Genomic DNA, 17,640 nt, shown 5'->3' with positions numbered 1-17,640 from the left:
GTAGGGCAGAGAACCCTCTTCAGGCAGGTATACAGGGCTTTGTAAAATTTTGGCCTAAGCTAACTCAAGCATAGGCAACGCGTTAAGCCTGCTGATATCCTTTGTATTGTACTGCCGGCTGCGGCTCTGTTTTGTTGTATTATGAAATCGTATCTGCCAACATTACTGCTGAGCGGCGCGCTGCTGGCCGGCTGCCAGTCAAACTCATCTAACTCTGAGACCGCTGCGTCTGACAGCCAGGCCACGGGTTCAGCGGTGCCTACTGCGGCGGATACCGTAGCGAATATTGGTGCGCCCAAATTGCTGCACACCCTGGACGAGGCGCACAACACGCCCGATGGCCTGGCGCTAGCCCCCAATGGGAGCATCATCCTGTCAGTCCCGAACCTGGCCGATAACACCTATCCGGCCGTGCTGATGGAAATGACGGATACCACGCTTAAGCCTTATCTGACCACCCTGCCCGTGGAACCCAGCACCCAGAAGGCCGCGCCCATGGATTTGGCGTTCGGGCCCGATGGTAACCTCTATTACGCCGAAAACCAGTACGAAAATGACAAGAACTTTAAATCGCGGCTGATGCGCGTGCGGGTGCAAAACGGCGAGCCCGGGGAAGTAGAAACCGTGGTCGACCACTTTGCACTGGCCAACGCCGTGGTGTGGAAAGGCAATACCCTGTACGTTACGGATAGCCAGTGGGACCTTTCCGGCAACGACAAGGGTAGCGCTATTTTTCACTTTACTCTGGATGAGCTCAACAAGGGGCCCATTCATCTGAAACCCAAAACCAAGGACCCGCACGTGCTGGCCTTGTTCACTACGACTGTCAATGAAACCGGCCTCGACAATGGCGCCGACGGGCTTGATTATGATAGCCAGGGGCGCCTGTACACCGGTTCTTTCGGCGACGGTAAGTTTTACCGCATTACCCTTAAGCCCGACGGCAGCTTGGCCAAACAGGAGACCCTAGCCCTCACTGGCAAGCAAATCCCCTGCATCGATGGCCTCATCATTGACCGCGCTACCGATAAAGCCTACCTCTGCAACTCGCGCCAGAATGCCATTGAGGTAGTAAATCTGAAGGATAACTCGGTGACTACCCTCGCCCAAAACGGCGACACCGACGGCCGTAACGGCTTGCTCGATCAACCAGCCGAAGTCCTGCTCAAGGGCAACCGCCTCTATATCTCTGACTTCGATAAGCCGGAAAAAAACTTTGTCAACATCAAGTCCGATGCCCCGCACACTATGTCGGTTATTGACCTGAAATAGGGCTAGCAAAACAATGAAGCTAGGCTGTATCTGAACAGTCGTGTTGATCTTCCAGACCGTCCTGCTGAGCAGGTGGCGCATCAAACTAGGGACCGAAGCATCTTGAATGCTGAGGTTGCTAAACTAACCATCATGCGGAGCGGAGCCGAAGCATCTCTACATCTGGGTAACTAAGGGCTTAGAACAGCAACGAAGCGGTAGAGATGCTTCGACAAGCTTAGCATGACCGTTCCTCATTTTTTAGGTACAACCTAGGTCAGCTTTTTTAATATGGCCCGTCATCCTGAGCGGAGTGAAGGACCTTATCACGTCAGAATAAGCAGGTGTAACTGCTCGTGCTTGTATAATAAGGTCCTTCGCTCCGCCCAAAATGACGGGCTTTTTTACTGGCGACGAACGACAAAAGACTAGGGCGCCGGCAGTAGCAAAGTTGCTTTGGCTGAGTTGCCTGGGGCCCCGCTTTGCCAGCCTGATGCATTGGCTTACACGTCTAGCTCCTCGCGCCAGACGGCTACAAACGGCTCCTGTTCCTCCACGCGGTAAGCGCAGCGCATTACGTTGGTATTACTCTCAATGGCTACGTTGCCTTCCTGGTCAATAGCAATAAAGCCTTTGTCGCCTTTCAGGTCTTCTTCGCGGAGGCGTACAGCTTCTTGGCAGGCTTGCTGCACACCTAGGCCTTTGTATTTGACTAAGGCATATACCTCATGGGCCAGGGCGCCGCGCAGCAGCACTTCCCCGTCGCCGGTGCAGGATACGGCGCAGGCTTCGTTGGCGGCGTAAGAGCCACCGCCCAGTACGGGACTGTCGCCGACGCGGCCTTTGCGCTGGCCTTCAATGCCGCCCGTGCTGGTTGCTACGGCCAGGTTGCCATCCTGGTCGAGGGCTACGGCGCCTACCGTATCCTTTTGAGGCACTTTCGCTTGTTCATTCACTATCTCCAGCCATTCTTCGCGCGTTTTGTCGGTCTCGAAGTAATGCACGGCTTCCATCGTCAGGCCATGCTCTAGGGCAAATTCAATGGCCCCATCGCCGGACAGATACACATATTCTGATTTCTCCATGACGGTGCGGGCCAAGCTAACGGGGTTCTTCACGTAGCGTACACCACTTACGGCTCCGGCTTGCAGGGTGCGTCCATCCATGATAGAGGCGTCCATCTGCACTTCGCCCTGCAGGTTGAGGCTGCTGCCCCGGCCCGAGTTGAAGTTCTCATTGTTTTCGAGGCTATTGACGGTGGCTTCCACGGCATCTAAGGCGGTACCGCCCTGGTGCAGAATTTCCCACCCTACATTCAGCGCATTCTGGAGGCCTTCGCGCAGGGCAGCTTCCTTTTCTGGCGGAATATTGCTGGGGTCCATCGTAACAGCACCACCGTGAAGTACTAGGGCATATGTAGGCATGACTAGGGTAGTTTAGAGACGAAACATCTTGCCTTGTTACGCACAAAAAAAAGCCCCGTTCGTGGTGAAGGGGCTTTTCAGTGTTAGTACGCGGCCTACCAATAAATACGGATACTAAGGCCGGTAGCGGTGATTTTCAGGGATTTAAGCAGGAGCAAGGGCTAGTAAACCAGCGAGTGCTATTGCAGCTCCCAGGCAGTGCGGTACGCCCCAATGCTTTCTACGTAATCGAGAAACGCCTTGTAGAAGGGGTGAGAACCCAAGGTGCTGGAGTCGCCAACGAGGAGCAACTTGCGTCGGGCACGGGTCATGCCCACATTCATACGGCGAATGTCTGAGAGAAAGCCGATGTCGCCTTGGGGATTGCTGCGCGTAAGGCTGATGGCAATAATGTCGCGCTCCTGGCCCTGAAACGAGTCGACGGTGCCAATGCTCAGCATGCGGTGTTCCAACAGCCCGGCTAGCTCATCATTCTCTTCCACCGCATCCTTGAGGTAGTTGATTTGGGCGCGGTAGGGGGCAATGACGCCAATAGTGAGCAAATCCTCGGTGTGGTCGGCCGCATCATAGGGCTCCAGCAACTGGGCTAAGCGCTTCAGCAGCAGATCGGCTTCTTCGGGGTTGGCAATAGAGCGGCTTTCATCGAGGCCCAGTTCCTGAAAACCAAAACCAGCCGTATCCAGAAACTCCACGGCCATGTCGGGGGCGAAGCGCAGGTCGTAGTCGGGTAAATCGGCGTGGGCCACGGTAGGCGCAGCTTTCAGCTTGCCCTCATAGAACTGCTCCGAGCTGAACTCCATAATCTGCTCGTGCATGCGGTACTGCACCTCCAGCATCCGTGCGGTTTCGGGCTGACGCTTGATGCACTTCTCGAACAGGGTTTCGCGCAAGCCGTCCTTAGCGGCTTTATCACTTTTCACGGTGGGCGGCAACTGCTGATGGTCGCCGGCCAGCACCACGCGGTTGGCTTTGGTAATCGGAATCCAGCAGCCCGGCTCCAGGGCCTGGGCCGCCTCATCAATAAATACTGTTTCGTAGGTGAGGTGGCGAATGGCGCGGTTACCTGCCCCTACCAGCGTACAGGTAATTACCTGCACCTGCTCCAGCAAATCCTCGGTGATGTAGCGCTCCAATTGGTCCGACTCCTGCAGCAACAGGTGTGCCTGCTCCTTGAGGTGGCGGCGCTGCTCGCGCTCTTCCCAACCAAAGTGGCGCTTAAACTTGCCAGCTTGCTCGCGGTACTGCTCGGCCGTCTGGCGCAAGCTTCGCAACTCACCGTAGCTCTTGTGGTTCATGATCTGAGCATCGAGCGTGTGCTGCAACAGCAAATCCGACACGCGCGAGGGGTTGCCCATCCGGATGACGTTTACGCCGCGCTCGGCCAGCTTTTCCGTGAGCAAGTCAACGGCCGTGTTGCTGGGCGCGCACACCAGCACCCGCCGCTCCCGCCGAATGGTTTCCAGGATGGCCTGCACCAGCGTGGTGGTTTTGCCGGTGCCGGGAGGCCCATGGATAATGGCCACATCCTGCGCAGCCAGCACGTGGCGCACGGCTGCCAGCTGGCTTTCATTAAGCGGAGAGGGGTAGTACAGTTGCGCTTCGGCCTCAGGTTTGTACCGAGCCGGCTGGGCCCCGAGCAGCACGTCGCGCAGCTCGGCCAGGCGCGTACCGTAGGCGCCCATCACCTTGCCCAAGGCGTACTCCATCTCGCGGTAGCTTACCTCATCAAAGGTCAGGTCCACGCCCAGCTTGCCTTCGTCTACCCAATCGGGAAGGTCCTCTTTGGTGGTAGCCAGCAGAATTTTATTGCGCTTTACGCTGGTGATAACGCCCGAAAGCGTGGGCCGGTCGGAGGCCGAGCGGCCGGGGATATTACCGAAAAGAGCCGCGTTTTTGCCCACCTGAAACAGGTGGAGCCCATTGGCCCCAGAGGGGCGCTCCAACTCAATGACGAGCTTGCCGCCAAAGCCAATATCTTCCTTCGTGATTTTGACGGGATACCACGTCAGGCCACGCTTTTGACGCTCAGCAATGCTAGCCTGGGCGCTTTTGATTTTAAATTGTTCTAGGTCCTCCTGCTGCTCGAGCTTCATGAGGGCCTGTACCTTGCGCAGCTCTTTTTCCAGTGCGTAAGGGTCGGTATAGGTAGGTTGTTCAGCCAACAGATTGGAATTTGGGATTCGTTGATAACAACGAAAAGGGCAGATTGGTGGCCGAAGGTCGGAGAGAAATTTAACTTTGGCGGCTCATTCGCCATCTATACTGTACTTAGCGCCTAATCCTCCCAAATCCGTTGGTCTGTTTCGCAAGTTTGTATCTACGGCCCGTTCAATAACTACCGGGCAGGTAGCATTGCCTCTTGGAATTTCACGCCTAAATAAAAACGTATACTGGCTCAAATGGTACAACATCAAGCCTTTAACCGATGAGGAGCTAAAAATAGTAGAGGCGTATTATACTCAAATCATGAATTACCCTTTATATGAAAAGCAGCAACATATTTGGGCACCAGCTGCCTTACAGAGAAAACAGGCAGAACTGAAAGAGTTGACGGATTTATACCGTCCGCACCTCATGCCTATTCTTACTCGCATTGTGACGGAAGCGGCTTTGAGCACTACCAGCACCTAGTAGAATGCTAGATTAATTATAGCTCACAACCCTCCTATAGTGCTGCTTAATTCGACCATCAGGCCCGAACACGAATAGGTAACATACTGATTGGTCGAAGGTCGAAAGAATAGCACGCAGGCCGGGGCCACCTTCCTGGTTGTCGCTCACTTCTGCCAGCAGCATATTGTTGTGTAGCGGTGAAAACAGAACAACCATGTCGCCTTTTTTGCTGCCATAAGCTGTGGTAAGCTTGGCGACTGCGCGGGAATAGTAGGGGGTATGATACGTTGAGCGGTCCAGCGTCCCTAGCGAGTCGAGTAAACGGGCCATATCGGTTGCGCCTGCATAGCCCCATTGTTTCCCGAGGTCTTCCAGAAATGTAGACTGATTCTGGTGAACTATACTATCAAAGACAGCTACGCAGCCGTTGTTGCCGCGCATTTTAAGAAACTCAGGATCGGCCTTGATGAATTGGAAAGCTTTTCGGTATAAACTTTCTGGCCTAGGCAATGGCGACTGACAAACGGCAAAGAGTGGAGCTAGAGCCAGAGCAAAAGCAAAAAATAACCTCATAGAAAACACACTTAAGTAGCAGTCCGCAAATCTTCCGCCGTTCATATTACGGCTGCGGACGAGTTCCATCTGGATCAGATGATGAGCTAGAAAATATGGTTTTCCACCAAGCAACTAGGGCCAAGGGAAACCCTAATAGGCACAGCAGAAACCAGCTCCATTGTTCTAAACCCTCAGGAAACAGCAACATCCAACAGATCCAGATAAAGAACAACTCGTGAAGTAATATGACAGACCATATAGCTGCTGCCTCTAGGCGGTCAGAAATCTTTAGATCTGACATGCGCTTTTGTAAATAGAGCACTAGGCCGGTAAATAGAATAAGAGCTAACCCTAGTAGGGAGAAAAGCACTGCCCATCCAACACCCATAAAAAATACATTCTTGGCTCCTAGTAAACGCACTACTCTGAGGGTATAAGAATTAATCTTAAATACGGACCTGTAGGATGCCATAGGGTAAAGAGGTAACGGTCCTGCGAAAGTCAGCAGGATTTTAGTAGGTTTCTATATTGAGCACTAATCCTAGATTTTCCCACCATACTTAGTTCTACTCGCCAGTAAATGTCCTACCAACCGAACCCCGCTCGTTATTCCTCCATGCAATACCGCCGCTGTGGCCGCAGCGGCCTGAAACTGCCCGCCGTGTCGTTGGGGCTATGGCACAATTTCGGCGACGTGGATGTGCTCAGTAACTTCCGCGCCATCCTGCACCGGGCTTTTGACAGTGGCGTAACGCACTTTGACCTTGCCAATAACTACGGACCGCCGCCCGGCTCTGCCGAAACCAACTTCGGCCGTATTCTGAAAGAGGATTTCCGGGGCTACCGCGACGAGCTGATTATCTCCACTAAGGCCGGCTACCACATGTGGGAAGGGCCTTACGGCGAGTGGGGCTCCCGCAAATACCTCATCTCTAGCCTCGACCAAAGCCTGAAGCGCATGAAGCTGGAGTACGTGGACATCTTCTACCACCACCGGCCCGACCCCGATACGCCCCTGGAAGAAACCATGTCGGCGCTTGACCAGGTAGTGCGCCAGGGCAAGGCATTGTACGTAAGCATCAGCAACTACCAGCCCACCGAGGCGGCCGAGGCCATCAAGATTCTGCGCGAGCTGGGCACGCCCTGCCTCATTCACCAGCCCAAGTACTCAATGTTTGAGCGGTGGGTAGAAGATGGGCTCCTGGACTTGCTCGGTGAAGAAGGGGTAGGGTGCATTCCGTTTTCGCCGCTGGCCCAGGGCCTGCTCACCGACAAATACCTGCGCGGCATCCCCACCGACTCACGAGTGGCAAAAGGCGTGGGTTTCCTCACCGAAACGCAGCTGACACCGGAGCGCCTCAGCCAGGTACAGCAACTAAACGCCCTAGCCCAGGAACGCGGCCAAACCCTGGCGCAAATGGCTCTGTCGTGGATTCTGCGCGACGAGCGGGTAACCTCCGTGCTCATCGGAGCCAGCAAACCCGACCAGCTAACCGATTCCCTGCGCTGCCTGGAAAACCTCGCGTTCAGCGAGCCCGAATTCGAACGGATTGACTTGATTCTGAAAGGATAGTGCAGCGCTACTTACTACGGATTTAGCAACATGTTGCGCCTTGCTCCGCGAGCCTATTGTGTCTTACTAGGCTCAAGTATTATTTGAACCTCAGCCTACAAGATGCACGGGGTTCGTGTAGCCTGTCAGGTCTGCTTCAATAGCTTTATCACTAATAAAGAATGGGGTTAGCAAAAAGACACAGTTAGTCGCTTATTTTAACGGTTCTTAAGTAGTATTTAGAGTTTGAGATAAAATGCTTTGCTAATGAATCCTCTTTGGGAATATTTAACTCAAACTCTAAATCAATTATAACTCCCTTTTTAATAGTTCTGGCTTCTATCTTTTGTAGTAATTTATGATTTGTTGAATCGGGAATTTTGTATGTGAATATGGAGTAATAGTTACTGTTGATCCTCTCTATTGTATCTGAGAAATTTTTTGAGTTTAATGCGCCTCTACCTCGGGCAATAATTTCCTTTTTATTTAAAGCATGATAGGTAAATATTCTACATGAATCACTCTTTCTTATTTCATATAGACCTTGATGTTTAATAGTAAATCTCTCAATTGAGTCTGAAGGTATAACCCAGAAAAAAGCGTTTTCCCGTATAATATACTTGTTTTTAGGCTGTACACGATATCTGAAATCGAAGCCGCCGTCACAGCCATAATAGTTTCTCCAATTAAATGCGGTATCATAGCGCGTCGGCAAGTCAAGCGAAATTTTTCCTAAGTGACCCAAGCTGTCAGTTAAGTTGACTATTACGTTTTTAACTGGCTCTGGTGATAAATACTTGGATTTTCCTGTTTCTTGGTGGCACGATGCAAGTATGCACAGGAGCACGATAAGTAATATTTTGTTCATTAATTGTACAAACTAATGTTGGCGGGCATTATTGAATGTATCTAGTTATTAATCTGACCAGATGAACTAGTGTGTATTCGCCTATGGGTCTGAGTTAACTTAGCCTGTTTACAGAATTTAAACACTTTTGAGTAACTGCAAAGTCCTAGCGTCTTTGGCGCCGTTGAAAAACTTGTCTAGTACTTGTTGGAAAATGGGGTTGTTGCCGGCAGCCGCGAACAGGGTCATGGAGGACTTGAGTTTCATGTCGTCGGGGCTGCCGAAGATGCGGTGGGCGTCGGAAGTCGGCAGAGCTAGTAACTCTTGGCAGATTTGCAATAATCGGTTGCCTAGTAGTGGGTGGTTGAGGTATTCCTCGGCTTCGTGCACATCCTGAATGGCGTAAAACATGGAGGTTTCGCTGTAGCCTAGGCCCTGGATTTGCGGGAAGATGTACCACATCCAATGGCTCTGCTTGCGGCCGCGTTTGATTTCAGCTAGAGCCACGGCGTAATCGGTTTCCTGGGCATGAATAAATCGTGCTACATCGCGTTGTCTGGTCATGTTGTCGCTTATTTATCTGGAGATAGGCTATTGTGCCTACTTACGGATGTTCTGAAACCAGGGCTATGATGCTCGGATGAGACAGACAAAAGGATAGCGCAGCATGTGCTACAGGTACACTCAGGGTAGCAAACTAATCTGCATCGGTAGCGCCAGTGGGCCCGGTGCCGGTGGGGTGGGCTTGCAGCAAGGCTTTGTGCTGGCGCCAGTCGGGCATGAACTGGTCCATCAGGCCCCAGAAACGGGCGTTGTGCAGCCGTTCATGCAGATGCACCAGCTCATGTACCACCACGTATTCCAGGCAGGAAACCGGCTTTTTAATCAATTCCAGACTGAGCCAGATGCGGCGCGCCCGGATGCTGCAGGTACCCCAGCGCGTTTTCATCTGCTTCACGCCCCAGGCCAGTGTTTGCACGCCCACAATCGGCTCCCAGTGGGCCAGCAGCACGGGTATCTGCTCCTTCAGCCGCGCCCGGTACCAGGCCGTCAGGGCCTGCTCACGTTCGGCAAGAGTGCTTTCGGGTTGGATATAGAGGTCCAGGAATTGGTCATCTAGGAGCACCACCTTCGCGCGGCCTAGGGTAGTATGCACCCGCAACTGGTACGGGCGGCCTTGGTAGTAGTGCGTTTCGCCGGTGCTGTAGGTGCGCGGGGCGGGCCGGGGTAAGGCGGCAAACCGCGCCTGGTGCTTCTGAATCCAGTCGCGGCGGGATAGCACGAACTGATGAATGGTTTCTTCGGGCAGGCGGAGCGGCACGGCCACCCGAATGCGGCCAGCGGGTGGGTAAATGGTCACGCGCATGGTCCGGATGGGTTTGCGCACCACCTCCACGGCCAGGTCGCCAATCTGTACGGTTGTACTCATAAACTATAGGTAGTGCGGCCACCAGATGAGTGCGGCACGTACTACCCTGGCAAGAAGCCAAAAAGGGCAGGAGGCGAAGCAATGACAGCCAGACAGTAACGCAAGTTAGCTTTCCGGTGGCCGATTCCAGCACCTCCATGGCCACAAAAAAGCCCGGCACGTGGCGGCTGGTTTTGCGCTGCCATTCGTGCCGGGCTGAGGTAGTACTCGGTTACCGAAAGGGTTTAACCTAGGCGTTGCCGAGGCTGTCGAGCTGGGCCATATCCTCGGCCGAAAGGGAAATGGACGCCGCCTGCACGTTTTCTTCCAGATGCTTTACTTTGGATGTACCCGGAATCAGCAGGATGTTAGGCGAGCGGTGCAGGAGCCAGCTTAACGCTATCTGTTGCTTGCTAGCATTGTGCTTCTGCCCGATTTCGGTGAGTTTGCTTAAGGCCTGCTCATTGCCACCGGCCAGCGGATACCACGGAATGAAAGCCATGCCCTGCTGCTCACAGAACTCCAGCTCTGCCTCCCATTTGCGGTTATCTACGCTGTACATATTCTGTACCGATACCACTTTTACGTACTGCTGCGCTTTCTGAATCTCTTCCACCGTAACTTCGGAAATACCAATGTGCTTCACCAGACCTTCTTCCTGCACCTGCTGCAAAAACTCCAGCGTTTGCTCATAGGGTACTTCCGGGTCGATGCGGTGCAGTTGATACAAGTCTATCTGGTCGAGCTTGAGGCGCTTGAGGCTGCCTTCCAGCGCTTCGCGCAGGTGCTTCGGGCTGGCATCAATGGGCCACTGGTTGGGCCCAGTGCGCAGCAGGCCGCCTTTGGTGCCAATCACGAGGCCCGCCGCGTACGGGTGCAGGGCTTCTGCAATCAACTCTTCTGAAACATGGGGGCCGTAGCTGTCGGCGGTATCAATAAAATTGATGCCTAGCTCCACGGCCCGCTTCAGCACCCTGATAGATTCCTCGTGGTCCTGGGGCGGCCCCCAAATTCCTTCGCCAGTGATGCGCATGGCGCCGTAGCCCATGCGGTTGATGGTTAGGTCGCCGCCGAGCGTAAAGGTTTTGGCGGGCGTGGTAGTGGGTGTGTTAGCCATTCGCAAAAAAGGAAAGTAGTAGAGGATATCGCCCAAGCAGGTTGGGCCTGTTTATACGTAGGTGCCGCGCGAGTAGGCGCGGGTGCTGGCGTAAACCTAGGGCGGTAGGGGTTGGCGTGCTGAGAGGGGCTAGGGTAGTCAGCTATCTTTCGAAGCTGGTGCTCCAAGCGCTGCAGATACCGGTTAGCCGCTTTTTCCTGCCTAGCGAGTTTCCAAGGATACCGAGGCGGCCGGCAAGCCATCCGCAGTAGCTCGCAAGGTTAGCTTCCCGGGCTGGTTGCTAGCCTTCACGATAACTATGGCCCGGCCCTGCCAGGCATTGCGCTTTGGGCTCTGGTAGCTTTCCAGGCTGCGCGGATTTGCGTTACCAACCCCTACAATGGTGCCCGGGCCCGTTAGCGCAAACGTCAGCGCCTGCTCCGACTTTGGGTTACGGATACCGTTCTTGTCCTCTAGTTCTACGGTTATATAGCTCAGGTCTTGCCCATCGGCCCGCAGGGTGGAGCGGTCTGGCTTAAGCGCTAGGCGGCTAGGCTGCCCGGCCGATTGCAGCACGGCGGTACTTACCGTTTTCTGGCCGTTGCGCCCCACGGCTTTTAGCTCGCCGGGCTGGTAAGGCACGCTCCAGGTGGCCATGTATTGGGTGGCGCGCGTGGTGGGCTTCAGGCCCAGGCTTTTGCCATTCAGCAGTAGCTCCACTTCCTCGCACGAAGAGTACACCTCCACGGTAAGCGGCTTATTTTCCTGGCCCGGCCACGTCCAGTCGGCCAGCACATCGTGCCATTCCCACTTGCTCCAGTCTTCCTTCTGTGGGTTCAAGGCAAAGGAAGGGGTAGGAGGCTTCACGAACAGCGAAACCTGGTTTTCTTTCCAGAGCGCATCGCGGTAATACGACTGTGGGCGTTTCCAGCCGCAAATGTCAATATCGCCACAGAAAGCCAAGTTCCAGGGGTAAAACTCTTGCTTCTGCCAGTAGCCCAGCCACCCGATACTAGCTTCCCCGATGTAGTCAACCGCCGTCCAGACAAAGTCGCCGATTACGTACGGGTGGTCCTGCACGGCCATCCAGCTGCCAAACGCCTCCAGCGGATACGACTCCGAGCCGAACATAACGCGCTGAGGCAGGCGGACATGGTCCTGGGCATAGATATCGGTTTGGTGATGGTCGCCGCCGGCGGCGTAGTTGTAACCGGCCACATCCAGCACGCCAAAATACGGGTCTTTATCGGGCGCCAGGCCATTCACGCCGGCTGTAATGGGCCGCGTGGCGTCTAGCGTCCGGATATAGTTGGTTATTTCCTGGGCGGTTTTCACGCCCGCAGGGGTGCCGCGTTCCGGAATTTCGTTGCCGATGCTCCAGAAGATAATGCTAGGGTGATTTCGGTCGCGAAGTACCATGCTGGCCACGTCCTGCTGCCACCATTTATCAAAGTAGAGGTGGTAGTCGAAGGTGTTTTTGCTTTCGCGCCAGCTGTCAAAGGCCTCATCAATCACCAGCATGCCTAGCCGGTCGCAGGCTGCCAGCAGGGCTGGGGAGGGCGGGTTGTGGGAGCATCGGATGGCGTTGTAGCCGCTGGCTTTCAGCAGCTCAATTTTGCGCTCCTCGGCCCGGTCGTAGGCTTTGGCGCCTAAAGGGCCGTTGTCGTGGTGGATGCAGCCGCCTTTCAGCTTCACCGTCTGGCCATTCAGCTGAAATCCGCGGGCGGCATCAACGGCCATGGTACGAATGCCAAACGGTGTTTCCACTTGGTCAATCAGTTGCCGATTCTGATAAACCTCCGTTATGGCCGTGTAGAGTGTAGGCCGCTCCACCGACCATCTCGCGGGTGATTTAACCGATAAAAGCTGGTCAATAGTAGTAGTTTCGCCGGCGGCAATGGTTTTGCTGGACTCCGTGCGGGCGGCGGGCTGGCCTTTGGGGCCACGTAGGCTGGTAACCAGCGTAAACTGGGCGGTCTGCCCGGTTTGATTTACTACCTGAGTCTGGGCTTTGACTTGGGCGGCTGTGGCCGTTACCGCAGGCGTGGTGAGGTAGGTGCCCCACTGCGCCACATGGAGTGGCGCCTGCACCGTGAGCCACACATGCCGGTAAATGCCCGAGCCGGAATACCAGCGGCTGTTCTGGCCTTCATTCCGGACCTGCACGGCCAGCACATTTCGGGCTCCGAACTTTACTTTGTCTGTTACATCATACCAAAAGCTGGTGTAGCCATAGGGGTGCGTGCCCAATAGCTCGCCGTTCAGCCATACCTCGGCATTCATGTACACGCCATCAAACTGCAGCTGAATTCGTTTGCCTTTCTGGGCTGCGGGTAGCTCAAACGTTTTCCGATACCACCCCGTGCCGCCCATCGTGAACCCGCCGTTGGCCTGACTGATGGCTTCGGGGCTGAAAGGGGAGGTAGTGCCCGGCACATCTTCAATGCTCCAGTCGTGGGGCAGATCAAGCGGACGCCAATGCTGGTCGTCGAAATCTGCCTTTTCCGCACCTTGGGCTCCGCCCCGGTGAAAGCGCCAGCCCGCATCAAATAGGCTCGTTTTGGGGGCTATCGTGTTGGTTTGCATGGCAATCGTCATATCTGATTGATGACAGCCGACCACTAGTAATAAACCGAGAAGAAAAATTCTCTTCATAAATGGATAAAGTGAAATACGTTGGCAACTTGGTAATCTTTGTGCAGTTTTCAATAAGTAAAGTCCTACTAAACAGTTTGAGTCGACTAGCTACCTAGCAATAGGGCAGGCAACTCAGTAGGAGTTCGAGCAATAGCTGCAAGGGTAAACGGGTAGCGCACCAAGCCAACAACCGAAGCGCGTCGCTTGGCTGACATGGCTTAAAGAACGGTTCTGTTGAGCAGGACGGCTTCAGTAGGGAACGGCAAGTACGCTTTGAGATACGCCAAGCAAATCAGGCAGATCTACGGGGGTAGGTTATAGATAACTTTATCGTGTATGGATGGTCCCGATAGGACTATGCTTTTGCCAGCTATAAAAACTTACGGCGTCCGATGTTACATAAACCGCCGCAGTTTCTACCTTATGCCGATTTCACTCGTCTCCCTGCATGAAAAAAATCTACTCCTTACTGGTTGGCTCTTTGCTGGTCGGCTCGCATCTGGCTTCGGCCCAAACCCTGGCTGAAAAGACCAAGGGAATGCAAAAGTTCTCGGGCTTCTTTCCGTTTTACTGGGACGAAAAAGGCGGGCGCATACTGCTGGAAATCGATAAGCTCGATAAGGAAATCCTCTACGTCAGCACGCTGCCCAATGGGGTCGGCTCCAACGACCTAGGCCTCGATCGGGGCCAGATCGGGCAGACGCGTGTGGTGAAGTTTGTGAAGAGCGGCCCCAAAATTCTGCTGTTGCAGCCCAATTACGATTTCCGGGCCGTGAGCCAGAACCCCGACGAGCGCAAATCAGTGGAGCAAGCCTTTGCGCAGTCGGTTATCTGGGGTTTCAAAGCGGAAGCGCAGGAGGGAGGCAAGGTATTGGTGGACCTGACGCCATTTTTGATGCGCGACTCGCACCAGATCGGTGACAAGCTGGAAGACCTGAAGCAAGGGGCCTACAAAGCCGATGAAAGCCGCTCGGCGGTGTTCATGCCCAACACCAAGGCCTTCCCCGAAAACTCGGAGTTTGAGGCCGTGATTACGCTGACGGGCAAAGCCAAAGGGCGCGAAATTCAGTCGGTTACGCCCGACCCGAATGCCGTGACGGTGCACATGCACCACTCGTTCATTCAGCTCCCCGACGATAAATACCAGCCCCGCGCTTTCGATCCGCGGGCCGGCTACTACGCCAACGAGTACATGGACTACGCCACGCCCATCGACCAGCCCATCATGAAGCGGCAACTCGTGCGGCATCGGCTCCAGAAAAAGGACCCCACCGCCGCCGTGAGCGAGGCTGTGGAACCCATTGTGTACTACCTAGATAGGGGTGCGCCCGAGCCCATTCGCTCAGCCCTGATGGAAGGTGCCGCGTGGTGGAACCAGGCCTTTGAGGCGGCCGGCTACCGCAATGCGTTTCAGGTGAAGCTCTTGCCCGAAGACGCCGACCCGATGGACATCCGCTACAACCTGATTCAGTGGGTACACCGCTCCACCCGGGGCTGGTCTTATGGCGCCAGCATCATGGACCCACGCACCGGTGAAATCATCAAGGGCCAAGTATCCTTAGGCTCGTTGCGGGTGCGCCAGGATTTCCTGATTGCCGAGGGGCTGCTGCAGCCTTATGAAGAGGGCAAGCCCACCAGTCCCGAAATGCTGCAGATGGGTGTGGCGCGCCTACGCCAGCTGGCGGCCCACGAGGTAGGACATACGCTAGGCCTCTACCACAACTACTCGGCCAGCACCAAAGACCGATCGTCGGTGATGGACTACCCCATGCCTCGCATCAAGATGCGCCCCGATGGCTCCATCGACCTCAGTGAGGCCTACGGCGTAGGAATCGGGACGTGGGACAAGCGCGCTATCCTGTATGGCTACCAGGATTTCGGCCCGAAAGCCGATGAAAAGCTGGGCCTCAACGCCATTATGAAGCAGACCCTGGCAGATGGCTATGTGTTTATTTCGGATGCCGATGCCCGCGCCGCCGGCGGGGCCCACCCGTATGCTCACCTCTGGGATGAAGGCGCCAATGCCGCCGATGAGCTGAACCGCCTGATGGACGTGCGCAAGCAGCTGCTGGCCCGCTTCTCGGAGAAGGCCCTGGCTCCCGGTCAGCCCATGGCCATGCTGGAAGAAGTGCTGGTACCCATGTATCTGCTGCAGCGCTATCAGGTAGAAGCGGCTTCTAAGGAAATAGGTGGCCTCTACTACACTTATGCCGTGAAAGGCGACGGCCAGACTATCACGAAGTTTGTGGAGCCTGCCGAGCAGTGGAAGGCGTTTGATGCTCTCATGCGCACGATTTCACCGCGGGAGCTAGCCCTGTCCGAAGAGCTGATGGCTAAGATTCCGCCGCGCCCCGTGAACTACGACCGCTCCCGCGAAACCTTCCCCAGCCGCACCGGCCTTACCTTCGACCCCACCAGCGCCGCCGAATCGGCCGCTGCTACTACCCTGGAGTTTCTGCTGAACCCCCAGCGCGCGGCCCGCCTAGAAGAATACCACGCCCGGCACACGGAGCAACCTGGCCTAGCCGCCGTGCTTGATAAACTACTAGATCAAACCTGGCGCAGCAAGCCGGAAGCTGGCTATGCAGGGGAGTTGCAGCGCCTAGTAAACACACTCACCCTACAAAAGCTGCTGGCCTTAGCCGCCGCTCCGCAAGCTCCCGTGAATGTGAAAGCCCTGGCCGCTTTGAAAGTGGAAGAGCTAAAAAAACAGCTGCAGAAAGAGCAGAAATCAGGTAAAGATGAAGGCCGCAAAGCCACCGCCTTTGCCGCAGTTCGCATGATCGAACAGTTTGAATCTACCCCCGAGAAATTCCAAGCCGCACCCGCTCTACCCATGCCCGACGGCGCCCCCATTGGCGATGATGGATGTGAGGGGTTTTAGGAAGTTAGTGGCCTAGGGCTTCGCGGAAGGCAAAAAAGAAACGTCATGCTGAGCGGAGTCGATGCATCTCTACCTCTGGCTAATCAACTGGCCTAGACAAAGCGGTAGAGATGCTTCGACAAGCTCCGCATGACGGTCTTGTTTTTAACCTTTAGAGAATTCCTAGGCCTATTTACTCAAAAAAGTCGCCGGGGTCAGCTTGGCTGAGGTACTTGTTGAGGCTGCCGAGGTCGGCGAAGATGGGGTGGATGAGGCGCAAGAACTGCTCGGTGGTAGCGCGGCTATCCGTGTAGGCCCGAAAGATTTCGCCTTCACCAGCCAGTTCTACATGGTCTAGGATTTCGGGGTCGTGCTCTTCCAGAATCGTTTCGATGTGCTCAGCCCAGGAAGCGCCGCCGCCGCCGAAGCCGTGCTTCTCAAACACTGCGTAGTAATCGTCCATCTCCGATAGGTCAACTACAATGCGGTACTGTCGCTCCGGGGTAGCATTCTCCTGAAGATCGTAGATTAAGAAGGGGTAATAGGTATTTGCCATTGGCCTAAAGGTAGAGCTAGTAAACCATAAGGTTGAAAAAGCGCGTCATCCTGAGCCCAGCGAAGGATCCTAACACCGTCGCACGAGGCGCTAGGCCAGTCGTTCAGTTGTGAGAAGAATCTTCGCAAGCTCAGGATGACGGGCTTGTAATGGAATAGTAACACAACATCAGCACGCGAGATGTCTCGACCAGCTCGACATGACGTTCCTTTGCCTTATCACCTTATCACCTTATCACCTTATCACCTTGTCACCTCGTCATCTCCCATACGGGCTATCAGCGCGATGCTGCCGCTCAAATTCTTCGCGGGAGCACAGGCTTTTCACGTCCACCATACGGTCGATGGATAGGATGCCGTCGAGGTGGTCGATTTCGTGTTGGAGCAGCTCGGCCAGGTCGTCTTCGGCGCCGGCGTGGGTTTCGTGCCACTGGCCTAGCAGGTCTTGGTAGCGTACCGTAATCCACTCGTAGCGTTCTACTTGCATAAAGATGGAGAGGAACGACAGGCAGGCATCCCACACCACCATTTTCTCGGGGCTGTGCGCCACAATGCTAGGGTTAATGAAGGGCCAAACCGGCTTGCCCGGCAGCCGCAGCAGTACCACGCGGTGCAACTCCCCAATCTGAGGGGCTGCAATGGCGCGGCCGTAGCCGGTGGTTTCGCGCCAATGGCCTACGGTGTCTGTAAGGTCGGTGACAAGGGCCGCAATGGCGGGTGTGGTGGGGTCGGAAACGGGCTGAGCCACAGCACGGAGCGTGGGGTGGCCTAGCTGCAGGATTTCACGGATGGGCATAGTAAGTCAGATGGCAGAGCATAAATTACTTAATAGATAAACT

General features: G+C 54.9%; 14 protein-coding genes. 4 read left to right on the top strand and 10 right to left on the bottom strand.

Annotated features, from left to right (window positions below; genetic code table 11):
- Window positions 1–141 precede the first annotated feature (141 nt).
- On the top strand, window positions 142–1,272 hold the full coding sequence (locus ACYVGU_RS07415; RefSeq protein ID WP_460621522.1) for an SMP-30/gluconolactonase/LRE family protein: 1,131 nt from the start codon (window positions 142–144) through the stop codon (window positions 1,270–1,272).
- A gap of 482 nt (window positions 1,273–1,754) precedes the next feature.
- Here the strand turns inward: ACYVGU_RS07415 and ACYVGU_RS07410 are convergent, their stop codons facing one another.
- A complete protein-coding gene (locus ACYVGU_RS07410) occupies window positions 1,755–2,675 on the bottom strand; it encodes an isoaspartyl peptidase/L-asparaginase family protein (protein WP_460621521.1) in 921 nt (306 codons plus the stop codon).
- 179 nt (window positions 2,676–2,854) lie between these two features.
- A complete protein-coding gene (locus ACYVGU_RS07405; protein ID WP_460621520.1) occupies window positions 2,855–4,837 on the bottom strand; it encodes a DEAD/DEAH box helicase in 1,983 nt (660 codons plus the stop codon).
- 190 nt (window positions 4,838–5,027) lie between these two features.
- Here ACYVGU_RS07405 and ACYVGU_RS07400 point away from each other — a divergent pair, with 190 nt between their 5' ends.
- The gene (locus tag ACYVGU_RS07400) at window positions 5,028–5,306 is read left to right on the top strand and encodes a hypothetical protein (protein WP_460621519.1); all 279 of its coding nucleotides are present in this window, start codon (window positions 5,028–5,030) and stop codon (window positions 5,304–5,306) included.
- Between the two features lie 12 nt (window positions 5,307–5,318).
- Here the strand turns inward: ACYVGU_RS07400 and ACYVGU_RS07395 are convergent, their stop codons facing one another.
- Window positions 5,319–5,930, bottom strand: coding sequence for a hypothetical protein (locus ACYVGU_RS07395; RefSeq protein ID WP_460621518.1), 612 nt, complete (start codon window positions 5,928–5,930; stop codon window positions 5,319–5,321).
- Window positions 5,931–6,423: 493 nt separating this feature from the next.
- Here ACYVGU_RS07395 and mgrA point away from each other — a divergent pair, with 493 nt between their 5' ends.
- Window positions 6,424–7,416, top strand: coding sequence for an aldo-keto reductase family protein (mgrA, locus tag ACYVGU_RS07390; protein ID WP_460621517.1), 993 nt, complete (start codon window positions 6,424–6,426; stop codon window positions 7,414–7,416).
- 184 nt (window positions 7,417–7,600) lie between these two features.
- On the opposite strand, the gene ACYVGU_RS07385 is transcribed toward mgrA, so the two are convergent.
- The 5 genes from ACYVGU_RS07385 to ACYVGU_RS07365 form a co-directional block, all read right to left on the bottom strand.
- On the bottom strand, window positions 7,601–8,263 hold the full coding sequence (locus tag ACYVGU_RS07385) for a hypothetical protein (RefSeq protein WP_460621516.1): 663 nt from the start codon (window positions 8,261–8,263) through the stop codon (window positions 7,601–7,603).
- 117 nt (window positions 8,264–8,380) lie between these two features.
- The gene (locus ACYVGU_RS07380) at window positions 8,381–8,806 is read right to left on the bottom strand and encodes a DUF1810 domain-containing protein (RefSeq protein WP_460621515.1); all 426 of its coding nucleotides are present in this window, start codon (window positions 8,804–8,806) and stop codon (window positions 8,381–8,383) included.
- Window positions 8,807–8,939: 133 nt separating this feature from the next.
- A complete protein-coding gene (locus ACYVGU_RS07375; protein ID WP_460621514.1) occupies window positions 8,940–9,671 on the bottom strand; it encodes a M48 family metallopeptidase in 732 nt (243 codons plus the stop codon).
- 229 nt (window positions 9,672–9,900) lie between these two features.
- On the bottom strand, window positions 9,901–10,767 hold the full coding sequence (locus ACYVGU_RS07370; RefSeq protein WP_460621513.1) for an aldo/keto reductase: 867 nt from the start codon (window positions 10,765–10,767) through the stop codon (window positions 9,901–9,903).
- 201 nt (window positions 10,768–10,968) lie between these two features.
- Window positions 10,969–13,344: a glycoside hydrolase family 2 TIM barrel-domain containing protein gene (locus ACYVGU_RS07365; protein ID WP_460621512.1), complete on the bottom strand. Its 2,376-nt coding sequence runs from the start codon at window positions 13,342–13,344 to the stop codon at window positions 10,969–10,971.
- Between the two features lie 487 nt (window positions 13,345–13,831).
- On the opposite strand from ACYVGU_RS07365, the gene ACYVGU_RS07360 reads away from it, so the two are divergent.
- On the top strand, window positions 13,832–16,267 hold the full coding sequence (locus tag ACYVGU_RS07360; RefSeq protein ID WP_460621511.1) for a zinc-dependent metalloprotease: 2,436 nt from the start codon (window positions 13,832–13,834) through the stop codon (window positions 16,265–16,267).
- A gap of 172 nt (window positions 16,268–16,439) precedes the next feature.
- On the opposite strand, the gene ACYVGU_RS07355 is transcribed toward ACYVGU_RS07360, so the two are convergent.
- The gene (locus tag ACYVGU_RS07355; RefSeq protein WP_460611734.1) at window positions 16,440–16,802 is read right to left on the bottom strand and encodes an Imm51 family immunity protein; all 363 of its coding nucleotides are present in this window, start codon (window positions 16,800–16,802) and stop codon (window positions 16,440–16,442) included.
- A gap of 258 nt (window positions 16,803–17,060) precedes the next feature.
- Complete coding sequence (locus tag ACYVGU_RS07350) at window positions 17,061–17,597, bottom strand: peptide deformylase (protein ID WP_460621510.1); 537 nt, start codon at window positions 17,595–17,597, stop codon at window positions 17,061–17,063.
- Window positions 17,598–17,640: the final 43 nt, after the last annotated feature.

Source organism: Hymenobacter tenuis, assembly GCF_054780495.1.
Note: the sequence above shows the minus strand (reverse complement) of the source record. Positions and strands in the feature narration are given on the sequence as shown.